The sequence below is a fragment of the Candidatus Palauibacter irciniicola genome (genome assembly GCF_965208695.1).
In the GTDB taxonomy this organism is placed as follows: Bacteria; Gemmatimonadota; Gemmatimonadetes; order Palauibacterales; family Palauibacteraceae; genus Palauibacter; species Palauibacter irciniicola.
Genome location: NZ_OZ242352.1, coordinates 2,147,831 through 2,174,417, shown reverse-complemented (window position 1 = coordinate 2,174,417; position 26,587 = coordinate 2,147,831). Strand labels below are relative to the sequence as shown.

The 26,587-nt window shown below is 72.4% G+C and carries 18 protein-coding genes and 1 pseudogene; 5 read left to right on the top strand and 14 right to left on the bottom strand.

The genetic code is table 11. The features are described from left to right. Nucleotide 1: 1 nt before the first annotated feature. The 6 genes from ACOGI9_RS09510 to ACOGI9_RS09485 are packed head-to-tail and all read right to left on the bottom strand — an operon-like array spanning nt 2 to nt 7,312. Nucleotides 2-823 carry a carbohydrate ABC transporter permease gene (locus ACOGI9_RS09510; protein ID WP_419856896.1) on the bottom strand — a complete coding sequence of 274 codons (822 nt, stop codon included), beginning with the start codon at nt 821-823 and terminating at the stop codon, nt 2-4. Beyond that, nucleotides 816-2,609, bottom strand: a complete 1,794-nt coding sequence (locus tag ACOGI9_RS09505; protein ID WP_419856895.1) for a carbohydrate ABC transporter permease — start codon at nt 2,607-2,609, stop codon at nt 816-818. The genes ACOGI9_RS09510 and ACOGI9_RS09505 overlap by 8 nt, the downstream gene beginning before the upstream one ends. Beyond that, nucleotides 2,606-3,916, bottom strand: coding sequence for an ABC transporter substrate-binding protein (locus ACOGI9_RS09500; RefSeq protein ID WP_419856894.1), 1,311 nt, complete (start codon nt 3,914-3,916; stop codon nt 2,606-2,608). Before ACOGI9_RS09500 ends, ACOGI9_RS09505 begins: the two co-directional genes overlap by 4 nt. Continuing rightward, complete coding sequence (locus ACOGI9_RS09495) at nt 3,913-5,034, bottom strand: ABC transporter ATP-binding protein (protein ID WP_419856893.1); 1,122 nt, start codon at nt 5,032-5,034, stop codon at nt 3,913-3,915. The genes ACOGI9_RS09500 and ACOGI9_RS09495 overlap by 4 nt, the downstream gene beginning before the upstream one ends. Continuing rightward, nucleotides 5,022-6,293, bottom strand: coding sequence for an MGH1-like glycoside hydrolase domain-containing protein (locus ACOGI9_RS09490; protein WP_419856892.1), 1,272 nt, complete (start codon nt 6,291-6,293; stop codon nt 5,022-5,024). Before ACOGI9_RS09490 ends, ACOGI9_RS09495 begins: the two co-directional genes overlap by 13 nt. Next, a complete protein-coding gene (locus ACOGI9_RS09485) occupies nt 6,260-7,312 on the bottom strand; it encodes a hypothetical protein (protein WP_419856891.1) in 1,053 nt (350 codons plus the stop codon). The genes ACOGI9_RS09490 and ACOGI9_RS09485 overlap by 34 nt, the downstream gene beginning before the upstream one ends. A 195-nt stretch (nt 7,313-7,507) precedes the next feature. Between ACOGI9_RS09485 and ACOGI9_RS09480 the strand changes: the two genes are divergently transcribed. Further along, on the top strand, nt 7,508-8,230 hold the full coding sequence (locus ACOGI9_RS09480; RefSeq protein ID WP_419856890.1) for a hypothetical protein: 723 nt from the start codon (nt 7,508-7,510) through the stop codon (nt 8,228-8,230). On the opposite strand, the gene ACOGI9_RS09475 is transcribed toward ACOGI9_RS09480, so the two are convergent. From ACOGI9_RS09475 to ACOGI9_RS09440, 8 genes and pseudogenes are all read right to left on the bottom strand, one after another. Further along, nucleotides 8,231-10,804 carry a M66 family metalloprotease gene (locus ACOGI9_RS09475; protein WP_419856889.1) on the bottom strand — a complete coding sequence of 858 codons (2,574 nt, stop codon included), beginning with the start codon at nt 10,802-10,804 and terminating at the stop codon, nt 8,231-8,233. It abuts the gene before it with no gap. 46 nt (nt 10,805-10,850) lie between these two features. Further along, nucleotides 10,851-14,024 carry a WD40/YVTN/BNR-like repeat-containing protein gene (locus tag ACOGI9_RS09470; RefSeq protein WP_419856888.1) on the bottom strand — a complete coding sequence of 1,058 codons (3,174 nt, stop codon included), beginning with the start codon at nt 14,022-14,024 and terminating at the stop codon, nt 10,851-10,853. Nucleotides 14,025-14,112: 88 nt separating this feature from the next. Then, nucleotides 14,113-14,520 (bottom strand): HEPN domain-containing protein, encoded by a 408-nt coding sequence (locus ACOGI9_RS09465; RefSeq protein WP_419856887.1) that lies wholly within the window; start codon nt 14,518-14,520, stop codon nt 14,113-14,115. Further along, the gene (locus ACOGI9_RS09460) at nt 14,517-14,762 is read right to left on the bottom strand and encodes a hypothetical protein (protein WP_419856886.1); all 246 of its coding nucleotides are present in this window, start codon (nt 14,760-14,762) and stop codon (nt 14,517-14,519) included. Before ACOGI9_RS09460 ends, ACOGI9_RS09465 begins: the two co-directional genes overlap by 4 nt. Nucleotides 14,763-14,840: 78 nt before the next feature. Then, nucleotides 14,841-16,160: a hypothetical protein gene (locus ACOGI9_RS09455; RefSeq protein ID WP_419856885.1), complete on the bottom strand. Its 1,320-nt coding sequence runs from the start codon at nt 16,158-16,160 to the stop codon at nt 14,841-14,843. 34 nt (nt 16,161-16,194) lie between these two features. Then, nucleotides 16,195-17,592, bottom strand: a complete 1,398-nt coding sequence (locus tag ACOGI9_RS09450) for an NAD(P)(+) transhydrogenase (Re/Si-specific) subunit beta (RefSeq protein WP_419859270.1) — start codon at nt 17,590-17,592, stop codon at nt 16,195-16,197. Between the two features lie 8 nt (nt 17,593-17,600). Further along, nucleotides 17,601-17,895: pseudogene (locus tag ACOGI9_RS09445) on the bottom strand (NAD(P) transhydrogenase subunit alpha). 37 nt (nt 17,896-17,932) lie between these two features. Then, nucleotides 17,933-19,063: a Re/Si-specific NAD(P)(+) transhydrogenase subunit alpha gene (locus ACOGI9_RS09440; protein ID WP_419856884.1), complete on the bottom strand. Its 1,131-nt coding sequence runs from the start codon at nt 19,061-19,063 to the stop codon at nt 17,933-17,935. A 168-nt stretch (nt 19,064-19,231) separates the two neighbouring features. On the opposite strand from ACOGI9_RS09440, the gene ACOGI9_RS09435 reads away from it, so the two are divergent. The 4 genes from ACOGI9_RS09435 to ACOGI9_RS09420 are packed head-to-tail and all read left to right on the top strand — an operon-like array spanning nt 19,232 to nt 26,447. Beyond that, nucleotides 19,232-19,795 carry a hypothetical protein gene (locus ACOGI9_RS09435; protein ID WP_419856883.1) on the top strand — a complete coding sequence of 188 codons (564 nt, stop codon included), beginning with the start codon at nt 19,232-19,234 and terminating at the stop codon, nt 19,793-19,795. Nucleotides 19,796-19,802: 7 nt separating this feature from the next. Next, the gene (locus ACOGI9_RS09430) at nt 19,803-20,486 is read left to right on the top strand and encodes a hypothetical protein (RefSeq protein ID WP_419856882.1); all 684 of its coding nucleotides are present in this window, start codon (nt 19,803-19,805) and stop codon (nt 20,484-20,486) included. Continuing rightward, nucleotides 20,440-24,198 carry an FG-GAP-like repeat-containing protein gene (locus ACOGI9_RS09425; protein ID WP_419856881.1) on the top strand — a complete coding sequence of 1,253 codons (3,759 nt, stop codon included), beginning with the start codon at nt 20,440-20,442 and terminating at the stop codon, nt 24,196-24,198. The genes ACOGI9_RS09430 and ACOGI9_RS09425 overlap by 47 nt, the downstream gene beginning before the upstream one ends. Next, nucleotides 24,195-26,447 (top strand): CRTAC1 family protein, encoded by a 2,253-nt coding sequence (locus ACOGI9_RS09420; RefSeq protein WP_419856880.1) that lies wholly within the window; start codon nt 24,195-24,197, stop codon nt 26,445-26,447. The genes ACOGI9_RS09425 and ACOGI9_RS09420 overlap by 4 nt, the downstream gene beginning before the upstream one ends. The last annotated feature ends 140 nt before the right edge of the window (nt 26,448-26,587 follow it).

The following is a 26,587-nucleotide window of genomic DNA, read 5'->3' as shown; positions in this document are numbered from 1 at the left end:
GCTAGCGGATTCCTTCGAGTTGGATGCCGCGTACGAAGTACCGCTGGGTGAAGAGGAAGAGGAGGGCGATGGGCAGCACGGCGGCGACGCCGGCCGCCATCTGGTAGGGCCAGTGGATCTCGTACGTCGAATGGAAGGCGGCGATCCCCACTTCGACGACGCGCATCTCCATGGAGCGGGTCACGAGGAGCGGCCACAGCAGGTTCTTCCACGCGTCGACGAACGCGAACAGCGCCAGCGTCGCCACGGCGGGCTTCGCGAGCGGAAGGGCGACGCTCCAGAAGATGCGCACGCGCCCGGCCCCGTCCACGCGCGCGGCGTCCTCAAGCTCGCGCGGCACCGTCCGGAAATACTGCCGCATGAGGAAGATGCCCCACACGGAGACGAGTTCCGTCGAGATGAGTCCCTGGTAGGTGTCGATCCAGCCGAGGGCCTCGATCATGAGGAAGCGGGGGATGAGGACGACGACCGCGGGCACCATCATCGTCGACAGGAAGAGCATGAAGAGCCCGTCCCGTCCCGGGAAGTCGAGGCGCGCGAAGGCGTACCCGGCGGTGGCCGAGGTCGCGACCTGGCCGGCCGCCACCGCGGTCGCGAACACGAGCGAGTTCACGAAGTAGCGCCCGAAGGGCTGGACCGTCAGCGCCTCCGGGTAGTTGGACCACCGCGGCGACCGCGGCAGGAGGCTCCCGCCGGCGAACACCTCGAGCTGCCCCATGAGGCTCGTGAGCGCCATCCACGCGAAGGGCGCGGCCATGACGAGGCAGGCCGCGGCGAGCAGGAGTCCGCGCGCCGTCCGGGGCGCGACGGCGCGGTCAGGCATGGGCGCGCCGCGTATCGAGGAAGCGGAAGTGCAGCCACGTGGCGGCGAACACGACCGCGAACAGCATCCAGCTCATCGCCGCGGCGTTGCCGAACTGCAGGAACTCCCACGCCTCGCGGTAGATGTGGTAGACGGCGACGTCGGTGGCGCCCAGCGGCCCGCCCTCGGTCATCACATAGACGAGTCCGAACACCTGGAAGGACCCGATGACGGACGTGACGAGCACGAAGAACAGGGTGTGGCGCAGGCCGGGCAGGGTGACGTGGCGGAAGCGCTGCCACGGCCCGGCGCCGTCGACCCGGGCCGCGTCGTACCAGTCGCGCGGGATCGCGGCGAGGCCCGCCTGGAACACGACCATCTGGTAACCGACGACCATCCAGATGCCGATCGTCATCAGGCTGACGAGGGCAACGTCGGGCGACGTGAGCCACGGGACGGACTCGAGCCCGACGCGCTCCAGGCCCCGGTTCAGCAGCCCGTACCGGTCGCTCAGCAGCCACTTCCACACCACCGCGATCGCCGCCACGCTCGTGATGCCGGGGAGGAAGAGGGCGAGCCGGGCCCAGCGCATGGCGCGGCGCGACCCCCGCGTGAGGAGCGCGAGGGAGAGGGCGATGGCCATCGCGGCGGGCACGTGCAGCGTGAACAGCGCCGTGTTCCCGATCGCCGACCACCACTCGCCGTCGGCGAGCAGCGCCGCGTAGTTGTCGAGTCCGAGGAAGAGCGGCGCGGGGTCGATGAGGCGCCATTCGTGCAGCGAGATCCACAGCGAGAAGACGAGCGGCCCGAGGGTGAAGGCGAGGATGAGGGCCGTAGCGGGCGCGAGGAGGCCCCACGCCGCCAGCGTCCGGCGCAGGGCGCGGGCGCGGGGCGCGAGTTGCACGAGGTGAAGCGCCAGCGCGACCAGCAGGGCGGCGAGCGCGGCCGCGGCGGCCAGCGCGAGGGTGGGCGAGGCGGTGCGCTCGTATCCGAGGAAGGCGAGGTGGACGTCGGCGGTGCGGGCGACGTGCCATGTGGCGCCGTCCGCTTCCACCGTGTACGGCGTCCCTGCCTGCGCGCCGGCGGGTTGCCCGGCCCGGTCGGGCGAGGCGGCGATGGCCGCCGCGACATCGGCCGGCAGGGTCCATGGCCGGTCCGCGGACTCCAGCGCGCCGTCCTCGGCCCACGGGAGGTGCGCGACCCGGGCCGCACGCGCCGGATCCGCGCCGTCCGCCAGGGCCAACTCGACGGCTCGGGCACCCTGGGCCACCGTGGCCGCGCTCAGCGATCGGAGTTCGCGCTCCGCCCACCGCCCGGCGGTCGCCGCCGACAGGGCGACGCAGCCGAGGGCGAGGAGCGCGATGCCCCACGGGTAGCCAGAGCGGGCCGGCCCGCGGCGCCGGCCCGCGGCCCAGCCGGCGATGAGCGCCGCGCCCGCCAGCGCGATGGCGAGGGCGGCGCCGGGGAGCGTGCCCGGGAGGCCGTCCGCGCCGCGTGGCGCGACCGCGATCCACGCGGCGGGGTCGAGCGCACCGGCCTCGTAGGCGTATGCCCCCGCCCCGTCGCCGCCGGCGCCCGCGCCGAGGATCGTCGCCCGCTCGCCGAGCAGTCCGGCGACGGCCCGCGTGCCGCCTTGCGCGCCGCCCGCCTCCTCCCACAGGGCGGCGGCCATGCGCGCCTCGGCTTCCGCCGACGCGGCCCGCACGCCCTGCACCCGGCCGGCGGCGATGGCCACCACCATCGCCAGGCCGGCGGCCAGGACGACGGCGGCGATGGCCGCGAAGGCCGGCTGCCGCGCGCCGCTCACCTCGCGAACTCCGCGTCGATGCGGCGGGCCACGTCCGAGGCGCTCGAGGCCAGGGATTCTCCCCGAATGAGGCGGCGGTCCATGATCTCCACCGCCAGCGCCTCGATGCGCGAGAAGTCGCGCACCCGCGCGCCCCACGTCATCCGCGCACCCTCCACCAGCGCGATGAACGCGGCCTCGACTCCGCTGCCGTCCGCCGCCGCGATCTCCGCCGCCACGTCCAACCGCGAGGGAATGGCGAGCCCCGACCGCGCCCGAATGCGCTGCGCCTCGGGCGAGGCGAGGAAGCCGGCCAGGTCGATGGCCCGGCGCAGGTGCCGCGCGTTCGGCGGCACGGCCCACCCGGACGCGTACAGCACGCTCGTCGCCACAGCCCGCGAGGGATGGTGGGGGATGGGGACGATGGCCAGGTCCAGGTCGCCCGTCTCGACCAGATCGCGGAACACGGGGAGCGTCCAGTGGCCCGAGAGCAGAAACGCCTGTCCGCCCGACGCGAAGCGCGCCTCCCGCGCGGGGTCTCCCTGCTGGACGAACTGCGCGCCGGGGGTGAGGCCGTCCTCCGCCAGGGACGTGAGGAAGCGGTAGGCCTCCAGCGCCTGGGGCCCGTCCAGGTATCCCGCCGCCCCGTCGCCGCCGGGCGCCAGGATGTCGCCGCCCGCCGACCACACGAACGGCACCCACTGGTACAGGTTGCGCGGGAAATCGAAGCCGAACACGTCCTCCCGCCCGTCGCCGTCCGTGTCCGCGACGACCGCCTCCGCGGCCCGGCGGAAGTCCGTCCAGGTCCAGCCGCCCGCCGGCTCGTCGGTCGACGGCGACGCGGGCAGAAGATCTTCGACGCCCGCGGCGGCGAGCACGCCCCGGTTCGCGTACAGGACCATCGGCGTGAAGTCCTTCGGCAGCGCGAACATGGATGCGCCCCGGCGAAATGCGTTCGCCACCTGCCCGAACACGCGGTCCGGCCGCCACCCGAGCGCCTCCACGTACGGCGCGAGGTCCAGCGCCAGCCCGCGCTCCACGAACGTCGGGATGTCCGGCGAGTCCATCAGGTAGACATCGGGCGGACGCCCCGCCGCGATCGAGGTCAGCAGCCGTTCCTCGTATCCGTTGGGAGCCGATTCGAGCACAACCCGTACGCCGGGGTTCAGCGCCTCGTAGCGGTCGGCCACCTGCCGCTCGATCTCGAGTTCGTGCCCGCCGGCCCAGAGGGCCACGCGCAGCACGGTGTCCGACTCGCCGGGCGCGCAGCCGACCGCCGCGAGGCCGAGGGCCGCGAGGGTCACCAACCCGAGGACAGGGCGCGTCACGGCGAGGTCGGCCGGTTCAGCGGTCGCGGCGCCGCCTCCTCGCGGCGGCCATCCGGACCGAACAGGTGGCTGCGCTCCCACGCGACGGAGACGCGCACCCGGTCGCCCGGCGCGACCCGGAGGCCGGGGCCCGCCCGCGCCACCCACGCCGCATCGCCCGGGCCGTCCAGGTGCACGCGCTGTTCGCTCCCCAGCGCCTCGACCCGCAGCACCGCTGCCCGAAAGTCGCCGGTCCCGGTCGGGTCGTCGTCGCCGCCGGCCAGCGCGAGGTCCTCCGGCCGCACCCCGAGCGTCGCCCGGTCGAGGCCCGACGGCGCGTGCAGGGCGAACGGACCGCCCACGAGGCGTCCACCCTCGTCGCGGGCCAGCGGGATGCAGTTGATGGGCGGCGACCCCACGAAGCCCGCCACGAACAGGTTCCTCGGCCGGCGGTACACCTCATCCGGCGTGCCTACCTGCTGGAGCCGGCCCCGGTCCATGACCGCGACCCGCTCGCCCAGCGACAGCGCCTCCACCTGGTCGTGCGTCACGAAGATCATCGTCGTGCCGAGGCGCCGGTGCAGGGCGGCGATCTCGTCCCGCGTCCGCAGGCGCAGTTCCGCGTCCAGGTTCGAGAGCGGCTCGTCGAACAGGAACACGCCCGGATCGCGGACCATGGCGCGTCCCAGGGCCACCCGCTGGCGCTGTCCCCCCGACAACTGGCCCGGCCTCCGCGACAGCAGGTCGGAGAGGCCGAGAGCGGCGGCGGCCTCCGCCACCCGCCGCTCGATCTCGTCGCGCGGCGTGCCCCGCACCCGCAGGCCGAAGCCCAGATTCCCGGCCACGGTCATGTGCGGGTAGAGCGCGTAGCTCTGGAACACCATGGACACATCGCGGGCGCCCGGCTCGACGTCGTCCACGCGCCGTCCCCCGATCCACACCTCCCCGGCGGTGGGTGCGATGAGCCCGGCGATGAGGCGAAGCAGCGTGCTCTTCCCGCACCCCGAGGGTCCCACCAGCACGACCAGCTCTCCCGGCCGGACCTCCAGGTCCAGCGCCCGGACGGCCACGACTTCGCCGTACCGCTTCTCCACGCCGCGCAGCTCCACGCCCTGCGGCGCCCGCGTCACGAGGCCCATGGCACCCGCAGGCCCTCGCCGCGCGGCCCGTCGAACCGCTCGCCGTCCACGGTCGCGCTCACCCGCTCGGGTTCCACGTCGACCGACACGGTACAGCCCCGCGCGGTGACCGGTCCCAGCGACACGCGGACGGGACCGTCCGGCAGCGGCCGCACCTCGATGCCCGCCGCGTCCACGTGAAGGCCGCCGAAGCCGCGCGCCAGCAGGTCGAGGATCCACGAGTGCTGGTAGTCGTCGATCCCCCGGAAGTGGCACGCGCGCCCCGTGTGCGGGTTGTAGTGCTCGAAGCAGTTGGGGCGCGCGGGATCGCCATCGGTGAACATCATGCGCGCGAAGCGGTTGAGCATGTCGGCCGCCAGCGCGCCGGCCCGCGCGTTCCCCCGCGAGTTCCCGCGGCGCCAGCAACGCAGCAGCCCTTCGATCACGTGGCTCGTCGTCATCGGCCACACGCGCCCGTTCCACGGGCAGTTGCGGCGCTTCCCGCGCCAGATGCCCTCGGCAGAAAATCGCGGATCGTCCACGCTCGACGAAGGGAGGGGGAAGCGCGTCCCGAACGTCGCCGGATCCTCGAGGTGGTCGAGCAGGGCATCGAGCCGCGCCCCGTCGACCCCTCCGGTAAGCAGCGGATAGAACCCCACCGCCGCCTTCACACCGGTCCGCTCGCCGGTGCGTCCGTCGACATCCGTGAACAGCCCGGCCTCCGCCGACCACATGCGCTCGTCGATCGCCTTCCGGCAGCGATCCCCGAGCTCGCGCCACTCGGCCTCGTCGCCGGGCCGCTCCAGACGGCGCGCCACCGCGGCGAGGGCGCGAAACAACTGGTGCGCGTACACCGTGACGTCGATCCCCTTCAGCCGGAGCCGGGGACGCCACCCCGCCACGTCGGCCTCCTCGTCCACGGCCATGTAGCGCGACATGTACTCCTGTCCCGTCTCGAAATGGTTCGTGACGGTGAACATCCCCGACGCCTCGGGGTCGCGCTCCGCCGTCAGCCAGCGGGCGTAGCGCGACAAGCCCTCGTAGCAGCGGGCCAGCGCCGCGGCATCGGGGTGCATGTCATCGACCGCGAGCAGCGCATCGCCCCAGTTCGCGTGGTAGAAGTCCGTTCCCTCGAGGCGCTCGGGATAGAGGCGCCCGTGGAAGGAGCCATCCGGCCTCTGGTTGGCGATGAAGTTCAGGAGCGAGCCCCACGCCTCGCGACCGCCCTTCCGCCACCGCATCTCCATCATGTGGCACTGCGCGCTGTAGGCGATCGGCACGTGGAAGTACTCCGGGCCCTCCGCGATGGCGGGGTGCCGTACGGGGCCCCACGCCCCTCGATGCGGTTCAGCCCGAGACCATGGATGCGGTAGTCGAAGGTGCGGTCGAGATAGGGATCCCCACTCTCGAAATGCGGAAAACCGCCGAAGAAGGACTCCCAGGCGGAGCCTCCCGTCGTCCCGGCGGCCGGTGGCGCCGACGACGTTGCGCGCGCCCTCCCGTCGTCGGCGTCTCGGACGCGGAGCGCCAGCCGGATCGTCGGCGGACTGTCCTCGTCCACCTCAGCCAGTGGAAGGGCGACCGCGATCCAGGTCCACCCGGAGCGGGGCGCGTCCGGCTCGGCGTCCGGACCGGAAAACGCACCGGTCGCGGCGTCCTCCGCGCCGCCTCCGGCCTCTTCCGCGAACGGCGAATGCCGCCATTCGGGCGCCCCTCGACCTTCGGAGGGCACGACGCGCCGCCACGCGGGCGATCCGGATCCCGAGAGTTCCATGCGCAGGACCAGTTCCTGCCCGCGCCGATCCGAGACGGTCCGCGTCCAGCCTACGCCGTCCGCCGTGCCTTCCACCCCGTCCGTCGCGTCCGCCGGCTGCGCGGTGAAGCCGACGAGGTGGCCCTCGAAGTCGCGGGGGACGTGCCACGCGGACTCCAGGACTCCGCCCGGCAGCACCTGGCGGCGCTCCTCGACGAGGACATCTCGCTCGTCCAGCCACGCGACGACCAGCCGCCCGGGCCGCCACCTGCCGACCGCCGGCTCGCCACCGCCCGGGCCGGGGGCCGCCCGGCGGAGCGGCCTCTCCCGCCCGTCCGAGCCCACGAGGGCCACCGAGAACCCGGGGCCGACCTCGTGCTGCAGCAGGTGAACGGGATCCCAGAACCCCGGCCGGTGCAGCCACCGCGGGAACGGCGGCGCCCACACCACGCCGTCCAGTCCTCCCAGGAACCACTTGTCATCGCGAGCCAGCGCCGCGATGCGAGCCTTCGGCGAAACGGCGGAACGGGATGGGCGGCGGTTCATGGCAACACCATCGAACCGCCCCGGTCGCCGGTCAACGGCCCGACGCCTCCGGCCCCCGTGCCCGACCCCCCGTGCCCGGCGCCCCCGGCCCCCACGCCCGACGCCTCCCGGCCGCGGCTGACACTTCCGCACGGCGAGGCGCGTAGGCGCGCACAGGCACCGTACCACCCTGCGTTCAGCTTCTGGAGGACAACGATGTTCCGGAATCGCCACTCTCTCGGCCGCCCCTCGCGGCGGATCGCCCTCGCGGGCGCCCTCTTCTGCGGGTTCACGTCGGCGGGTTGCATCTTCGTCGGCGACAACGAGTCTCGGGACGAAGCCGAGGTAGTGCGGGAAGACCTGCGCGATGCCGCCGATGAAATCGCGGCCAGCATCACCGATGCGGTGGAGGAGATCGGCGAACACGTGTCGGATTTGGCCGAGGACCTGAATGCCGAGACGCTGGTCGACCGCCCGATCTCCTTCCGCGAGTTCTACGACTTTCTGCCCGAGCGGGCGGGGAACCTGAGGCGGATCTCGCGCGAGGGGGCGACGGTCGGAGCCCTCGGGTTCCAAGTGTCCATGGCCGAGGCCGAGTACGAGGGGCGGAGCGGGGCCGAGATCGAAGTCTCCATCGCCGACGTCGGCGCGATTCCCCTGATCGGCTCCGAGGGCTTCCTGGAGTGGCTCGACCTCTCGGTCGACCAGGAGAGCGACCGGGGGTGGGAACGCACGATCGAGTACGAAGGCTATCCGGCCATGGAGGAGTTCCGCCGCACCCGCGGCGACCGCGGCCGCGCGGAGTTCACCTGGTTCATCGAGGATCGTTTCGTCGTTGTGCTGGAGGGTCGGAACCTGACGATCGACGAACTCCACGAGCTTCGCGACGCGATCGACACCGACGCGCTCGCCGACCTGCGCGACCGCGAAGGCGGGTAGCTACGGGCGGTCCCAGTCCGCCGGGTTCGGGATCCCGCGGCTGACCAGCGCCTCCAGGGCGGGATCCAGAGCCAGCGCCTCCGCCACCGCGCCGGCGAGGCCGCCGGCGGACGGATCCTGCAGGATGGCGCGCACCTGCCGGGTCGCGGGGTTGCGCACGATGGCGGTGGGCAGGTCGCTCTCGCCATCGAGCGTGATGGATCCCGCGGGCCCGGAGAGCGTGAGACTCGCGAGCGCGCCCGACCATGCGCGCCGGACGGGCACGGCGAAGGCGAACCCCAGGCTTCCGTTCCCATGGTCGATCCGCCACATGTCGAAGCGCACTGCGAACAATTCTTCACCGGACGCGTTCCGGCCCCGAATCCGATAGTCGCCGCCGCGCCGGGGCAGGGACGGCGGGGCGTCGAGCACGAACGCGGGCTCCAGGTAGGGCACGCCTTCTTCGCTCACGCCGCCCCAGAGCAGCAGCGTGCGGTCATCGCCGCCCGCCGTGCGCGAGGCCGCTGCGGCCGGCTCGGTGCGCAGGCGGAACCGGAGCGCATTGTAGAAGTGATAGTCCCCGATCCAGTGCGGATCGCAATAACCCATGATGTCGGGTCTGTCCGGCGGCACGAGCTGCCCTCCATCGCGAAAATCGTATCCCCACGCGCCAATGAGCCCGGTCCCCCCGGGATACCACGGGTCGGGGCCGGTCGCGCTGCAAGGGGCGTGGCTGAGGCTCATGTTGTGCCCGAATTCGTGCGCGACGATGTCGGCCCGGTCGTGGCTGGAGAAGCTGGCGAACCCGCCGACGAAGGCCAGACCTCCGCCGTCGCTGTTCGTCATCGTGCCCATGTAGTGCCCGATGGACCCCTCCGCGGCGCGGATCGCCGCCGTCTGGCCCAGCAGTGCGCTCTGGCTGTTCGTGGAGACCATCACGGCCTCGTGCGCCCGGACCGTCATGGCTCCGACCGGGAGCAGCGTATGCGTGTCCCAGAAGAGTTCGTGGTCGGGAGTCAGGTTGTTCACGTAGCTCACGATCGAGTTGTCCGGTTCGGACGCGAGCACGAACGGAATCACCGTGAGATTGAACGTGGGCATGCGCCGGACATCGACCGGGCGCCGGCCGCTGGCGGGGATCCGCCGCGTGAGTCCCAGGGCCGGGTCCAGCGTGCCGTCGGGATCCGTCTCGACGACGATTTCGAGCCCCGGCTGCACGACCCGTCCCGGAATCACGGCGTTCGCGGATGCGGCGAGGTCGCCTTCGTCGATCTCCGTCGGCACGGGGTTCGACTGCGCGGGAATGTCGACGACGTGGGTCTCGGCGCCCTCCAGGTAGAACCGGGCCCGGACGGCCGGGAAATCGACAGACGCGCCCTCGGGGGCCGTCAGAAACACGCGCAGGAGCGCGGAATCCCCGGCCACCAGCGGCACGGGAAACCGTGACGACTGTACGGCCTGCGTGAGGAGAATCGACGCGTCCTGTCCGCACGTGGCGACCCGGTACCGGTACAGCCGTTCCAGCCAGCCCTGGAAGGCGGGCTCGCCGGGCGCGCAGAGCGCCGAGCCTCCGAGATGGAGCTGGGACAGCCCCCGCATCGACGTCAACTCGACGGGCAGCGGGCCGGACAGTCCGGCGTTGTCGGACAGGTTGAGGATGCGCAGCGCCGCCAGGCGCCCGAACGCCGCGGGCACCGGCCCCTCGAGGTCGTTCCGCATGAGCAGCAGGGTCTCGAGCCGGCCGAGGTCGCCGAACTCGGGCGGGATCGGTCCCGCGAGATCGTTGTCGCTCAGATCCAGCCGGCGCATGTCGCGAAGGTTGCCCAGCGCGGCCGGGATCGGCCCCTCGAACGCGTTGCCGCCGAGATCCAGCTCGTCCAGGTAGCCGAAGGCGCCGATCAGCGGCGGGATCTCGCCGTCGAACCGATTGTCGCCGAGATCCAGTTGCACGAGGATCGGCAGCCGGCCCAGTTCCGGCGGGACGGCCCCCGCGAGCGCGTTTCGCGACAGGATGAGCGACTGGAGCCGGTCCAGGTCGCCGAGTTCCGGGGGCAGCGGTCCCTCGAGCCCGTTGAAGTCGAGGTGGAGGTCCGTCACCCGCCCGTCCGCGTCCACCCCCACGCCGTACCACGTGTCGAGCGGCCGCCCGGTCAGCCAGTTGTCGTCGTGTGTCCAGCGCTCGCCGCCCGTCGCTTCGTAGAGCGCCCGGAGCACGACGTGGTCCGCCGTCACGGGCTCGGGCACGAGGACGGTGAAGTCCAGCCGAGCCTGCAGCGCCCGGGGATCGCGGGCCCGGATCGTGACCCGCGCTTCGCCCGGCGCGACCCCGACGACGGTGACGGTGGCGCCCGCCAGCGAAGCGGAAGCGACGCCGCGGTTGGAGGTCTCGACCGAGAACGTGAGGGCGTCCCCGTCCGGATCGGTGAAGTAGGCCGACGCGTCCAGCCTGAGCGTGTCGCCGGCCGCGAGTTCCTGCGGCGGGATCGTGCTCGTCGGCGTCGGCCGGCGGTTGGGAGTGGCCGTGGGCGGCGCCGTGGAGTCGCCGCCGCACGCCGCGAGCGAGAGGACGACGAGCGCCAGCAGGCCCGCGGGCACGACCCGCGGGCCTCTTCGCCGTCGACTCACCGGACGACCACGCCGGTCAGCTCGTGGCGCGCGGCGGGGTGCGCACGATCACGCCGGGGACGCCGGCCTCGCGCAGGCGGTTGTTGAACTCCGCGACGTCCGTGTCGATGATCTGCTGCAGCGTGCTCAGCCACCCGCCGAGTTCGGCCTCGAGTTCGTCGGCGCGGACGGCCGCCACCGCGTTGGGCCGGTCGTACGTGGACCCGATGTAGCCGTACAGGTTCGCGATCTCGTTGTCGAGCATGGGCGGGAAGTTGAGCATGTCCTGCCCGGAGCGGTTCCGCGTCTGGAAGAGTTCCTCCTCGACATCCGTGAGTTTCTCGCCCGCCGCGTCCGCCATCTCCGTGAAGTCGTCGCCGTAGCCGGCCTCCTCGACGGACGTCGCGATGTCGCTCATCTGCGACCGGATCGACCGCGCCTCGCGCACGGCGTCGTGCGACTGCTGGAGAAGACCGCGCACCCGGACCATCAGGTCGTGCTGCTGCCGCAGGTCGGCGACCGTGACCTGGTCGACCACGCGCGGGTCGATGTGGACCGCCAGCGGTTGCGTCTGCGTCGCCTCTCCCGCCGTCAGGCGCACCTCATATTGCCCGGGCACGGCGGGCACCCGGCCCGTGAAGCCCCAGATCCGGGCGCTCTGGATGAGGTCGGGCCCTTCTCCCTGAAGGTTCCACACCATCCGGTTCAGGCCCGCGCTCGTCTGCAGGCGATCCGGCGACCACGTCGAACCGCGCCCGATCGCCGCCTTCGCCTCATCGTCCCACGAACCGGGGTTCGAGGAGTAGACCCGCACGACCTCGCCGCCCCCATCCACGATCTCGAGGTCGATCGTCTCCTCCATCCCCTCGCCGAGCGCGAAGTGAATCGCCGCCCCGTTGGGGAAGACCCCCTGCGCGCGCACCGCATCGCGCGGCGCGTAGAGGTGGACGTCGGCCGCCAGCGTGGCCGCGGACATCGTCCGCAGCGGCGACACGTCGTCCATGATCCAGAACGAGCGGCCCTGCGTCCCGATGACGAGGTCGCCCTCGTGCACGTGCATGTCCGTGATCGGCGTGATCGGCAGGTTCTGCTGGAAGCGCTGCCAGCTGCCGCCGCCGTCGAAGCTCACGTAGAACCCGAACTCGGTGCCCGCGTAGAGGAGCCCCTCCCGCACCGGATCCTCGCGCACGACGCGCACGAAGTGGCCGGGCTCGATCCCGTTCGCCGAGAGCCGGGTCCAGCTCGCCCCGTAGTCGTCCGTGCGCCACATGTAGGGCGTGTTGTCCTGCATCCGGTAGCGGTAGACGGCGACGTGCGCCCGCCCCGGACCGTGCGCCGAGAGGTCGATCATGTTCACGGTCGAGAACTCGGGCAGGTCGTCCGGCGTCACGTTCTCCCAGCTCGCCCCGTCGTCCCGCGAGATGTGGATGAGGCCGTCGTCGGAGCCCGCCCACAGGACGCCCGCCTCGTGCGGCGACTCCTCGAAGGCGAAGATCGTCCCGTACATCTCGACGCCGGTGTTGTCCCACGTGATGCGCCCGCCCGCGTGCAACATCTTCGTCGTGTCGTTGCGCGTGAGGTCGGGGCTGATCGTCTCCCACGAGTATCCCGCGTCCGACGTCCGGTTCACGTACTGCGAGGTGTGATAGATCACGTCGTGATCGTGCGGGGAGATCCGGATCGGCGCGTTCCACTGGAAGCGGTGCTTCATCGTCTTCGGGGCCTGTCCCAGCTGGAGCTGCGGATAGAGGAGCATCTGCCGCACGTCGCCGGTCTCGCGGTCCACCCGGTTGATGCTGCCGCCGTAGCAGCCCGCGTACGTCACGTTCGGGTTCCGCGGGTCGATCGCGATGTGGCCGCTCTCGCAGCCCCCGACCGCGGCCCAGTGCTGCGCCGGCTGCACCGCCGGCATGCCGCGGCTCGGCACCATGATCGTGGAGTTGTCCTGCTGCGAGCCGTACACGCGATAGGGGAACTGGTGGTCGACGAACACCCGGTACATCTCGGCCGTGGGCTGGTTGTAGTAGGTGGACCAGCTCTCCGCGCCGGTCGTCGTCACCTGCCCGCCGCCGTCGTTCGCCACGACCTGGAAGTCGGGGTTCTCGTAGTTGATCCACAGGTCGTGCACGTCCCCGTGCGGGACGCTGTAGCCCTGCCACGTCACGCCCCCGTCGACCGACTTCATGTAGCCCACGTTGAGGGCGTAGACCGTGTTCTCATCCACCGGGTCCGCGAAGATGTGCGTGTAGTACCACGCCCGCTGCAGGAGGCCGCGGTCGCTGTTCACGCGCCGCCAGCTGTCGCCGCCGTCCTCGGAGCGGTAGACGCCGCCCCGGTCGTTGGGCGCCTCGATCAGCACCCACACCCGGTCGGGATTCGCGCGCGAGACGGTGACGGCCGCCTTGCCGACGAGGCCCGTGGGGAGCCCGCCCTCGAGCCGGTTCCACGTATCTCCGCCATCCGTAGACCGGAAGATGCCGCCCTCCTCCGAGCCCGAGGTCGCGGTCCACGGCTTCCGCTCGCCCCGCCACGCGGCGGCGAAGATGATGCGCGGGTTCGCCGGGTTGATCGCGAGGTCCACCGCGCCGGTGGAGTCGGAGATCGCGAGCACGTGGTCCCACGTCTCCCCGCCGTCCGACGTGCGGAAGACGCCGCGCTCGGGGTTCGGTCCGAACGGGTCGCCGAGCGCCGCCACGAAGGCGACGTCGGCATCGTCCGGGTGGACCTCGATGCGGCCGATCTGGCCCGAGTTCGGGAGTCCGATGTGGGTCCAGGAGTCGCCGCCGTTCGTGCTGCGGTAGATGCCGATCCCCTTCGAGATGTTGCCGCGGATGCAGGACGAGCCGGTGCCCACGTAGATGACGTTCGCGTCGCTGTCCGCCACGTCGATCGCCCCGATCGCCCCCGTCTCGATGTAGCCGTCCGAGATGTTGCGCCAGTTGAGGCCGGCGTCGTCCGTGCGCCACACGCCGCCCCCGGTCGCGCCCATGAAATAGGTCAGCGGCTGCTCGGTGATCCCCGCCACGGCCGTGCTGCGCCCGCCACGGGGCGGCCCGATGGACCGGAAGCTGAGGCCCGCCACGTCGGCGGAGTCGAACATCACCGCCTCCTGGGCGGCGAGCGCCGAGGGCGCGACAGCGAAGTCCGCCGCGACGAAGACGGCTGCGGCGAGGGTGAGCGTGGTCGGCGTGAAGGTGGCCAGCTTGCGCATGGGGCTCTCGCTCCTGTTTCCGGTTGGACCGCGGCCCGCCAACCTAGATAGACCAAGCCCGCGGCGACAATCACGGCGGGGTGGGCGGCTATCCGGCGTGAGGAAACACCAGGTCGACGATCCGGCGCGCGAAGTCGCGGGCCTCCTCCGCGTCCGCCCTCGAATAGAACTCCGACGGGGTGAGGTCTTCCGCGCCGTAGAAGGCGAGTTCGCGGTCCCGTCGAAGCTGCCGGGATACACCCGCCAGCCACTCGACCTCGGCGAGCAGATCCGCGGGTAGCCGGTCCCTCTCCGCCAGCAGGACGTTTGAGACGTCGTGGGTGCGCGGCGGGTCCACGCCGCACGAGCGCAGCACCGCCCTCAGGGCCAGGTCCACGATCTCCTGGGATTCGCGGACCACGTCCGGCCAGCTTTCGGCGTCGAACAGCACATCGAGCACGGGCAGGCGGACCTTCGCCCGCCGGGCGTAGTCCTTCGCGAGCTCGCGGTTCCTCATGAACTCGCCCGGACCCAGTAGGACTGGCCGCCCGCCACCCGGCGAGATATGCGGCCGGCCAGAATCTGTCGCCTGATCGCGGCGAGGCGTGCCGACACGGCCCACGCGCCCTCGAAGAGCACCACGCCGTCGAGCGCGACCTCGGCCCAGAGGCCCGAGGGGGCCTTGGCCTCCGGCGGCAGGTGCACGAAGTGGGGCTCGACCCGGAGGCCGTCCCACGTCAGACGGGCTTGGCGTCCCACCGACGGTACAGGTCGCGGGAGATCGGAGTACCGTGATCGACGACCGCGAGGACATCCACGTCCGGTTCCGGCGGATGCTCAGGCGGTGGCGGCCGCTTCGGTGAAGAAGTTGCGGAGGGTGCGGGCGACGAGCGCGTCCTCGCCTTCGCGGAGGAGGCGCGTGCGGACCGTCATCAGGTAGGCGAGGCGGGGCTCCGCGGCCATCAGTCCGGCTTTCGCCTCGTCGGTCGTGAGGGGGATGACGTCGGGGTCCCAGGTGAGTTCCACGTCCTCGTAGCCCGCGGTGTTCGTCACGACCTCGGCGGTGAGGCCGGGGACGTCGGCGAGGTCGGCGGCGATGCGACGGGCCATGTCGGACCAGCCCGCGACCCACGATTCGACGTCGCGCTCCGCGTAGCGGTCCAGGGCCACCACGAGACCGACGATCTCCTCCTTCCCCACCTTCATGCCCCGGCCGATGCCATCGTTCGGCGAGGCGTTCACACGGGCCGCCTCGACGAGGTCCGCCCGCCCGGCCAGGATGCCGGACGACTGAGGGCCGCCGATCCCCTTGCCGCCGCTGATCACGATCAGGTCCGCCCCCGCCTCGACGAACTCGCGGAGACCCACCCCGGTCGGGAGGTCCGACGCCATGTCCACCAGCACGGGGACACCGGCATCGCGCCCGATCTCGATCTGCTCGCGCACCGTCATGACCTCCGGTCCCGGGGCCGGCGCCCAGTCCACGGGGGCCGGCGGCGCGAACAGCGTCTGGCGCTCCGCCGTCGCGAGGGCCGCGATCATCGCCGTCCGCCCCGTCAGCCTCGCCCGGAAGTCCTCCCGCGTCTCCGCCTCGACGATCGTCATCCCCGCGTCCCGGTACGCCCGGTCGTAGCCGAACCGGTGCGGCGCCTGGATCAGGCACTCCCGGCGCGGCCAGGTGGGGAGGGGAAGCGCGTGGACCCGCTCCGGATCCGTGCCCGTCAGGCAGCCCGCCGCCCCGAGCACCATGGCCGAGAACCCGCCGGCCGTCACGAGCGCCGCTTCGGTCCCGAGCCGCTCCGCGATCCGCGCCCCCGCCGCTGCAAGCAACTCGTTCATGTCGACGAAGAACTCGTTCGCCTCGGCCATCGCCGCGATGACCTCGGCATCCATCCGTCCGCCGCCCAGCCGGGAGACGTGCTCGTGCGCCGGCAGGTGCGGCCGGACGCCCAGGAGTCGCGTATAGATGTTGTCGCGGTAGCGGGCTTCAAGCGCCTCCGGATCGGTCGGCCACTCCCCCGAGACCGCCCCCTGCGCGCCAACTCCGGCCCCCTGCGCGCCGCCGCCCGTCCCCGGCCCACACCCCGACAGCCCGATCGTGAGCCCCGCCGCCCCCGCTCCCGTCCGCACCACGAACCCCCGCCGGTCCACCGTCACGATCCCGGAGCGGGGTTCGGCGGCGGTCCGCGCATCAGAGTTGCTTCACTTCCTCGGTGATGCGGGCGAGGGCGTCGGAGGCGTCTCCGAAGAACATGCGGTTGTTCCGCAGGTAGAAGAGCGGGTTGTCGATGCCGGCGTACCCCACCGAGAGCGAGCGCTTGATGACGATGCACGTCTTCGCGCGGTCGGTCTCGATGATCGGCATGCCCCCGATCGGGCTCGAGGGGTCGTCGCGCGCGAGCGGGTTCACGACATCGTTCGCCCCCACGACCACGGCGACGTCGATGTTCTCCATGTCCGGGTTCACGTCCTCCGGCTCGCAGAGTTGCTCGTAGGGCACGTTCGCCTCGGCGAGGAGGACGTTCATGTGCCCCGGCATCCGCCCCGCCACGGGGTGCACGCAGTAGCGCACCGAGACGCCGCGCTCGGTCAGCAGGTCGGCGAGTTCCCGCACCCGGTGCTGCGCCTGCGCCACCGCGAGCCCGTAGCCGGGGACGAAGATGACCTGCGAGGCGTAGCCCAGGACCATGGCGGAGTCCTCGGCCTCGATCGGCGTCGCCACCCGGTCGCCGTCCGCCGCCCGCCCCGCCGTCGCCGACCCCGTGCCGAAGGCGCTGAACAGGACGTTCGCGAGCGAGCGGTTCATCGCGCGGCACATGATGCCGGTGAGGATGAGCCCGGAGGCGCCGACCAGGGCGCCCGAGATGATGAGCGCGTTGTTCCCGAGCACGAACCCGGCCGAGGCCGCCGCCAGCCCCGAATAGGAGTTGAGCAGCGCCACCACGACCGGCATGTCCGCGCCCCCGATCGGGATCACGAACAGGACGCCGAGGATGAGCGCGGCCGCGATCAGGCCCCAGTAGAAGGCGAGGTTCGACTCGAAGCCGACCAGGTAGACCGCCAGCACCACCGCGACGCCCAGCAGGAGGCCGGCGGAGAACTTCACGAGCGGGTTCGAGATCGCGTTGCCCGTCACGAACCCCTGCAGCTTCCCGAACGCGATCATGCTGCCCGAGAAGGTGACGGCGCCGATCAGCGTCCCCGCCATGATCGACACCCCGGAGTCGATGGCGAGCGTCTCCCCGCCCGCGCCGCCCGCGACCCGCAGGTACTCCCCGACCGCGACGAGGCCCGACGCGGCCCCGCCGAACCCGTTGAACACCGCCACCATCTCCGGCATGGCGGTCATCTTCACGGTCCGGGCCATGACCCCGCCGATCAGCCCCCCGATCGCGACGCCGGCGATGATCCAGGTGTACTCCAGGCCGCTCTCGAGCAGCGTCGCGATCACCGCGAGCAGCATGCCGATCGCCGCGAGCCGGTTGCCGCCCGCCGCCGTGTCCGGATGGCTGAGCCGCTTGATCCCGAGGATGAAGAGCACCGCGGACGCCAGGTAGGCGAGCGGGATGGCCGTCGAGAATCCTGACATTTCCATCGCTAGCTCGCGTCCTTGCTCTTGAACATCTGGAGCATGCGGTCGGTGACGAGAAAGCCGCCGACGACGTTGATCGTGGCGAGGATCAGCGCCGCCAGCCCGATCCACCGCATGAGCACCGCGTCTCCGGCGCGTCCGATCACGAGCAGCGCGCCCACGATCGAGATCCCGGAGATCGCGTTGGACCCCGACATGAGCGGGCGTGTGCAGCGTGGGCGGCACCTTCGTGATGAGTTCGAAGCCCACGAACATCGCGAGCACGAACACATACAGTCCGATCAGGAGCGTTCCTTCCATCAGGCAGGCCTCGTGTGAGATGTCATCGCGTGGGGCGTCACGCGCCGAACCGGACCTCTCCCGCGTGCGTCACGCAGCAGGGGCCGATCACGTCGTCCTCCAGGTCCACCGACACGCCGTCCTCCCCGATCATCGGCTTCACGAGCGCGGAGAGGTTGCGTCCGAGCAACTGGCTGGCGTGGTAGGGAAGCGCACCGGGCACATTGAGCGGGGCGTGGATCGTCACGCCGCGCTCCACGACCGTCTCGCCGGGCGCGGACAGGGCGCAGTTGCCCCCGGCCTCGCCGGCCAGATCGACGATCACCGAGCCCTCCCTCATCCGGTCCACCGTCTCCTCGGTGATCAGCACCGGGGCGGGCCGGCCGGGGACGAGCGCCGTCGTGATGACGACGTCCGCCCGCGCCACGTGCTGCGCGAGCAGTTCGCGCTGCCGCGCCTGCTCCGCCTCCTCGAGTTCCTTCGCGTAGCCGCCCTCCGTCTCCGCGTCCTCCGCCGCGTCCCCGGCGCCCTCCTGAAGGTCCACGAACTTCGCCCCGAGGCTCTCGACCTCCTCGCGCACGGCGGCCCGGATGTCGTAGCCCCAGGTGTCCGCCCCGAGCCGGCGCGCCGTCGCGATCGCCTGCAGTCCCGCGACCCCCGCCCCGAGCACGAGCACGCGCGCCGGAGAGAGCGTCCCCGCCGCCGTCATGAGGAGGGGGAAGATCCGTCCGAGCGAGTTCGCGCCGAGGAGGACGGCCTTGTACCCGGCCAGGTTGCTCTGCGAGGAGAGGGCGTCCATCGACTGCGCGCGCGTGATTCTCGGCACCAGTTCCAGCGACAGCGCCGTGACCCCGCCCCCGGCGAGGCGCTCGATCAGCGCCGCGTTCTCGTGCGGGCGGAGGAGGCACGCGAGGACCGTGCCCTCCCGGAGTCCGTCCGCCTCGGCCGCGGAGGGCGGGGCGACCTTGAACACGACGTCGGCTTCGCCCAGGAGCCGGCCGGCATCGGGGACGATCTCCACGCCCGCTTCCTCGTAGGCCGCGTCCGGGAAGCCCGCCGCCTGCCCCGCTCCCGCCTCGATGGCGATCGAAATGTCATCCGAGCGCAGACGCTTCGCCCCGTCCGGCGTGAGGGCGACCCGCGACTCCCCGGCGGCGGTTTCCCGCGGGACACAGATTCGAACGCTCAAGGGCGACTCCCATCATCCACGGTGTTGATTCACGGTCCTGCTGCGTATGCGGCGGCGCCGCGAATCTTGACCGCCTGACCGCCGCGCGCAACGCACCGCGGGCTCTCGATTGCGCGGCGGCGCCGGTGAGTGCCTATTCCCGGAAAGTTCCAGCCCCGGGAGGACCGCATGTTTCGTCGTTCGTTCACCGCCCTGGCCGTGCCGGCCGTCGTGCTTTCGATCGTCGCCGCGCCGGACGTGGCCGCCCAGGACGCCGTCGCGCTCGCCATCGCGCCCATCCCCACCGAGTCGGAGCAGGCGACCGCGAAGGTCATCCAGAAGCAGGGGAACGAGTGGGTGACCCTGCGCGAGGGCGCCGGGCCGTTCATCTGCGTCGCGGATGACCCGGCCGTCGACGGCTTCCACTCCGCCTGCTATCACACGTCGCTCGAGCCCTACATGGCGCGCGGCCGCGAACTCACCTCGCAGGGGACCACCGGCCGGCCCAACGTCGAGCAGCGCATGGCCGAGATCGAGGCGGGCACGCTGGAGATGCCGAGCTACGCCTTCCTGCACGCGATCTACGCCGCAGAGGGCTGGTCCGGAGACATGGAGGCGGTGCAGCGGCACCAGGCGGTCATCTACACGCCCTTCGCGACGGCCGAGGACCTCGGCCTCCCCACGAGGGCGACGAGGGGCGCGTGGCTGATGGCGGCGGGCACGGCGAACGCCCACGTCATGATCACGCCCTAGGCGAACCGTGGCTGAAATCACGCGACACCAGTTGAGCGCCCTCCTCCTCAGCGCCCTCCGCGACAGGGGGATGGGCGCGCGCGACCTGTTCGAGGGCCGCCAGGAACCGCTCTCCTGGTTCTTCCGCGCCGTCGCCTACGACCAGTCCGAACTCGACATCCTCGAGTCCGGCGCGCTGGACACCCTCCACGCGCCGTCCGCGATGGTCGAACTCGTCATCGACGAGATGGCGCTCGGGCTCGCCAACATCGGCACGGAGGGGCTCGGCACCTACCTGGCGTCGCCCGCCTCCGACATCCCCGGCCACGACGCGCTGGAACTCGATGGCGAGGTGATGCTCGGGTACGTCCACATCGACGTCGCGCCGCCCGCCCTCTGGCTGGACGAGCGGGAGTCCAATCCCTCGCGGAACGACGCGCTCGCGACCCGGCTCTCCAAGGTGGCGCAGCAGGTGGGGGCGGCCTCGGACACGGTCGAAGTGCACATCGAGGGCGCCCTGGACCCGGACGGCGGGTGGACCGATCCGAAGGAAAACGTCCGTCCCGCCGGCGTGGCGGTCCACTTCACCTTCGACATCCCGCTCGTCGGCACGGGGAAGCGGGAACTGGCCGAGGTCTTCGCGCGGGCAGCGGAAGGGGCCCGCGATGCGGTGGAGGGGATGCGGTCCGTCTTCCGCGGAGACGGCGAATAGCCGCCCGCGGCAAAACCCGCTCCCGCCTTCTTCCCGCCGCAGCCTGCGCCGCCGGCCTCTTCGCCGCCTGCGACGCCTCCCCCCGCCCGTCTCGATCGACTGGGTCGAGGAGGGGGATGGCACCCGCGCGCGTCTCCTGTCGTTCCAGGGGGAGGCCGACGGCGGCTTCACCTCGCTCGCGCCGCGGAGCACGGGCATCGAGGCGACCCCGACCGTCTCGCGGGAGGCGCGGCTCGCGAACCGCACGCTCATCCACGGCGTCGGCGTGGCGCTCGGCGATGTGGACGGGGACGGCTGGGTCGACCTCTACCTCTGCATGCTGGACCGGCCGAACGTCCTCTACCGCAACCTGGGAGGCTGGCGCTTCGAGGACGTGACCGAGCGCTCCGGCGCCGGACTCGGGGACCGGCTGTCGCGGGGCGCCGTCCTCGCGGATGCGGACGGAGACGGCGACCTGGACCTGTTCGTGGCCGTACACGGGGGGACGAACGCCCTCCTCCTGAACGACGGGAGCGGCGTCTTCGAGGAGGTGGACGCGGGGTTCGAGGGGGAATGGGGGAGCAGCACGCTCGCGCTCGCCGATATCGAGGGGGACGGGGACCTCGACGCGTACTTCGCCAACTACAAGACGGTCCAGGGCGACGACCTCTTCAGCCCCGCGGACCGCAGACCGCGCGAGATCGCGGAGGCCGTCGGCGACGGGTTCGTCATCCACCCCCCGTTCGACGAGCACTACCGGCTCGAGCGCGAGGGCGAGGGCGTGCTGCGCCTCGAACTCGCGGACCCCGACGAACTCTACCTGAACGATGGATCCGGCGGCTTCGCGCCGGTCGACCTCACGGGCGGCGTGTTTCGGGACGCGGACGGCGAGCCGACCGCCGAAATCCCCCGCGACTGGGGGCTCGTCGCGCGCTTCTTCGATGCGGACGACGACGGGGACGCCGACCTCTTCGTCGCCAACGACCTCGGGAGCCGGGACGGGTTCTGGCTCAACGAGGGGGGCCTCTTCACCGCCGCCTCGGGGCTCGCCCTCCGCACCGAGAGCACGTCTTCGATGGGGGTCGACTTCTCCGACATCGACGGGGACGGCGACACGGACTTCGTGACGACGGAGATGCTCTCGCCCGATCCGGTGCGGAGGCGGGAACAACTCGCCCTCGGCGCGGCCGGGTGGACGCCGCCCGGCGGGCACGCGACGCGGGCGTCCGCCGACCGGAACACCCTGCAGCTCAACCGGGGCGACGGGACGTGGGCCGAGACGGCGCGCGCGGCCGGACTCGACGCTTCGGAATGGACCTGGGGCGCGATGTTCCTCGACGTCGAACTCGACGGCTACGAGGACCTGCTGATCACGAACGGACACGCCTGGGACCCGCTCGATGGAGACACGCAGGAGGCGCTGCGGACCCGCCGCATCCAGGTGGACTGGCGCGAGGAACTCGGGGTGTTTCCGCCGCTCCCGCTGCGGAACCTCGCCTTCCGCAATCTCGGCGACGGCGCCTTCGTCGACATGACCCGGAGTTGGGGATACGGGACGGAGCCGGACGTGAGCCACGGGATCGCGGCGGCGGACTTCGACCGGGACGGCGACCGGGACGTCGTGATCACGCGGCTGGACGCACCGCCCCTCGTCCTGCGCAACGACGCCGGGAGGGCGCGCGTGGCCCTGCGCGTGCTCGGGGAGGGCCGCAACACGCAGGCGGTCGGCGCGCGCGTCGTGCTCGCCGGGGCGACCGCGGCGGAGCGGCCGCCGGAGCGGACGCTGCCGGCCCAGACGCGACAGGTGACGTCGGGCGGCATGTACCTCTCCGGTTCGGATCCGGGGCTCACCTTCGCGATGGGCGACGCCGAGGCGGCCGAGGCGACGATCACGTGGCCGTCGGGGCGGAGCCGGACCGTCCGCGTGCTCGCGAACCACGCCTACGAGGTGGAGCCGCCCGCGGATGGCGGGGCCGGCGAGGGCGGCCCGGAGAGCGCGGCGGGGCAGGGGGGCGGCGCGGCGCTGTTCGCGGGGGCGGAGGCGGTCGGGCGGCACGGCGAATCGGCCTTCGATGAGCTGGCCCGGCAGCCGCTCGTGCCGCTCGAGCTGTCCCGGGGCGGCCCGGGCGTGGCGTGGGTGGATGCCGATGCGGACGGCGACCCGGACCTGCTCGTCGGGGCGGGGGCGGGAGGCCGCGCCCAGCTCGCCGTCAACGAAGCCGGGCGGCTGATGGACCCCGTGCCCATCGGCGCCCCCGCCGTCGGCGACCACACGTCCATCATCGCGCTCCCCACGGCGGATCGCCCGGTCATCATCGCGGGCGTCAGCGCCTGGGAAGCCCGCTCGCCGGCCGACCTCGACGCGATTCCGCCCCTCGCCCGCCTCGATGCGGGCCCCGCGCCGTCCCTCCCGCCGAGCCCCCACGCGACCGGGCCCCTGGCGGCCGCCGACGTGGACGGAGACGGCGACCTCGACCTCTTCGCCGGCGCCCGCGCCACCCCCGGCGCCTACCCTCTGCCCGCCGACTCGAGGCTGCTCCTGGCTGAAGGCGGCGGCTGGGTCGTCGACGCGGAGGCCGCGGAGACCCTGCGCGGGATCGGCCTCGTCTCCGGGGCCGTGTTCTCCGACGTGGACGGGGACGGCGACCCCGACCTCCTCCTCGCGCTGGAGTGGGGACCCGTGCGGCTCCTCGAGAACGACGGAGGACGCTTCACCGACGCGACGGAGGCCTGGGGCCTCGCCCCGCACACCGGCCGCTGGAACGGCATCGCGACGGGAGACTTCAACGCGGACGGCCGCCCGGACCTGGCGGTGACGGCGTGGGGCACGAACACCGGCCGCTTCGCGAGTCCGGAGCGCCCCGTCGGCGCGGTCGCGTCCGACTTCGACGGGAACGGCCTCGTCGACCTCATCGAGTTCGAGACCGGCGCGGACGGCGTCGAACGCCCCGTGCGCGACCTCCTCATGCTCGGAACGACGCTCCCCTTCCTGCGGCGGCCGGCCCCCACCTTCGAAGCCTTCGCCCGGAGTTCCGTCGGCGACCTCCTCGGCACGGGGCGCACGGGACTCTATCGGGCGAGCGCCGTCACGCTGCGCCACACCGTGTTTCTCAACCTCGGCGGACGATTCGAGCCGCGCCCGCTGCCGGCCGCCGTCCAACTCGCCCCCGCCTTCGGCGTGGCGGTGGCGGACTTCGATCGGGACGGCCGCGAGGACCTCTTCCTCGCGCAGAACTACTTCGCGACGCCGCAGGGCCTCGAACGCCACGACGCGGGCCGCGGCGCCGTGCTGCTCGGCGACGGGACGGGCGGGTTCACCGTCCTCGACGCGGCGCGGAGCGGGGTCGAGGTGTACGGGGACGCCCGCGCCGCCGCCGTGGCCGACTTCGACGCCGACGGGCGCTGGGACCTGGCCGTCGGGCAGAACGGCGCCGAGACCCTCATCTTCCGCGGGCGGGGCGGAGCGCCGGGGCTGCGCGTCCGGCTGTCCGCCGTTGGCGCGCGGCTGCGCCCGACGTACGCCGATGGAAGCGAGGGTCCGGTCCGGGAGGTCCAGCTTGGGAGCGGGTATTGGTCCCTGAATGGGTCCGTGCAGGTGCTGGGACGCGCGGCCGACATCCGCGCCGTGACCGTCCGCTGGCCGGACGGCGTCGAGGAGACGTTCCCCGTGGAGCCCGGCGCCGAAGAGGGCGGGGCCCCGGAGATCACGCTCCGAAGGGGCGAAGGCTCGTGAACGCCCCGGCCCGGCTCGCCGCCGCGCTGCTTGCTCTGGCGCTCCCCGCCGCCTGCGGAGAACCGGCCGCCGATCCCTCCGGCTCCGGTCTCTCCGAAGGGACGCGCGAGATGGCCGCCCGCCTGCTCGCGCTCGCCGACTCCGCGGACCCCCTGCTCGACGAGCAACTGAACACCGCGCGCCTCCGCTACCTCACGAACCTGCCGCCTACGCCCGACGGCGCGGAGATGCTCGTCCGCGTCGCCAACGCCGCGCGCGAACTCCTGAACGCGGGACACACCCAGCCCGCCCTCGAACAGCTCATCTTCGTCGACCAGACGCTGGAAGCGTCGCCGGCCGAGCCCTTCCCCGGCTTCCGCAGCTCCATCGAGGAGCTCATCGGGATCGCCTTCCTGCGCCTCGGCGCCGAGGTCGCGTGCCCCCCCGCGGGACCCGCCGCGGGCACCGTCGAGCCGGCCCTGGAGCGCTCCCCGTGCTGGCCCGCCGTGCCCCCGGCCGCCTCCGGCCCGGCTCCCGGCCCCGTCTCCGATTCGGCGCGCGCCGCCCTCAACGCGGCGATCGGCTGGCACCGGTCGCTCCTGCAGTTGCGTCCCGACGACCTGCGGGCGCGCTGGGTCCTGAACCTCGCCGCCATGACCGCCGGCACGTGGCCCGACAGCGTCCCGCCCGAGTACCGGATCGAGGAGGCCGCCGTGGGCGGGCCCGGCGAATTCCCCCGCTTCGACGACGTGGCCACGCGGGCGGGCCTGGACGCCGTCTCCCTCTCCGGCGGCGCCATCGTCGACGACCTCAGCGGCGACGGCCTGCCGGACGTGATGACCTCATCCCGCGGCCTCCTGCACCCACTCCGCTACTTCGAGAGCGACGGCGCGGGCGGCTTCGTCGACCGGACGGCCGAGGCGGGGCTCCAGGGCCTGCTCGGCGGGCTCAACCTCGTCCACGCCGACTACGACAACGACGGCGACGCGGACGTGTTCGTCCTCCGCGGCGGCTGGCTCGTCCAGCCCCTCCCCAACTCCCTCCTGCGCAACGACGGCGGCGTCTTCTCCGACGTCACGCGCGAGGCCGGACTCTACTCCGAACACCCCACCCAGACCGGCGCGTGGGCCGACTTCGACGGCGACGGCTGGCTCGACCTCTTCATCGGAAACGAGTCGAGGGACAGCCTCGCGCACCGCAGCGAACTCTACCGGAACCGGGGCGACGGCACCTTCGAGGAAGTGGCCGCCGACGTCGGCATCCAAGTCTCCGACTTCGTGAAGGGCGTGACGTGGGGGGACTACGACAACGACGGCCGCCCGGACCTCTATCTCTCCATCCTCCACGCCTCCAACCGCCTGTTCCGGAACCTGGGTCCGGCCGCCGATGGAGGCTGGGGCTTCGAGGACGCGACCGGCCGGGCCGGGGTCGGCGAGCCGCTGGCCAGCTTCCCGACCTGGTTCTGGGACTTCGACAACGACGGCTGGCTCGACCTCTACGTGGCGGGCTACGCCGCGCAGACCGCCGACCTCGTGCGCGAGATGACCGGCGAACCGCACTCCGCCACCCTCCCCCGCCTCTACCGGAACCTCGGCGACGGCACCTTCGCCGACGTCACGGCCGCGCAGGGCGTCGACCGGATCATGTACGCGATGGGATCGAACTACGGCGATCTCGACGGCGACGGCCGGCTCGACTTCCTCGTCGGGACGGGCGACCCCGACCTCCGGCAGCTGATGCCGAACCGGATGTTCCGCAACCTCGGCGACCGCTTCGAGGAGATCACCGGCGCGGGCGGGTTCGGGAGCCTGCACAAGGGACACGGCGTGTCCTTCGTGGACATCGACAACGACGGGGACACCGACGTCCACATCCAGCTCGGCGGCGCCATGGAGGGAGACCTGTCGCCGAACGCCCTGTACGAGAACCCCGGATTCGACCACCGCTGGATCGCGCTCACGCTGGTGGGCGAACAGGCGAACCGCGCCGGGATCGGCGCCCGCATCACCGTGACCGTCGAAGGGCCGGAGGGGACGAGACAGATCCACCGCCGCGCCGGCACGGGCGGCAGCTTCGGCTCGAACCCCCTCCGCCAGGAGATCGGCCTCGGCCGGGCGACCCGCATCGAGTCCGTCGAGATCCGCTGGCCCGGCTCCGGCACCGTCGACCGCCTCCTCGCCCTCCCCCTGGACGCCGCCTACCGCATCCGGGAGGGCACCGGCACCGCCGAACCCCTCGAAAGACCCCGCATCCGCCTCGGCGGCCGGTAGCCCGCGGCCCACCCCGGATATCCGCTGACCCCCCCCCAAATTGGGGGCTCCGCAAGTGCTCATATCCCCCCAATTTAGGGGAGGTGGGTCGGGAACCTGGCGAAGGTCGCCGACCCTAAAGGCAGGAGCGGTGGAGCAGG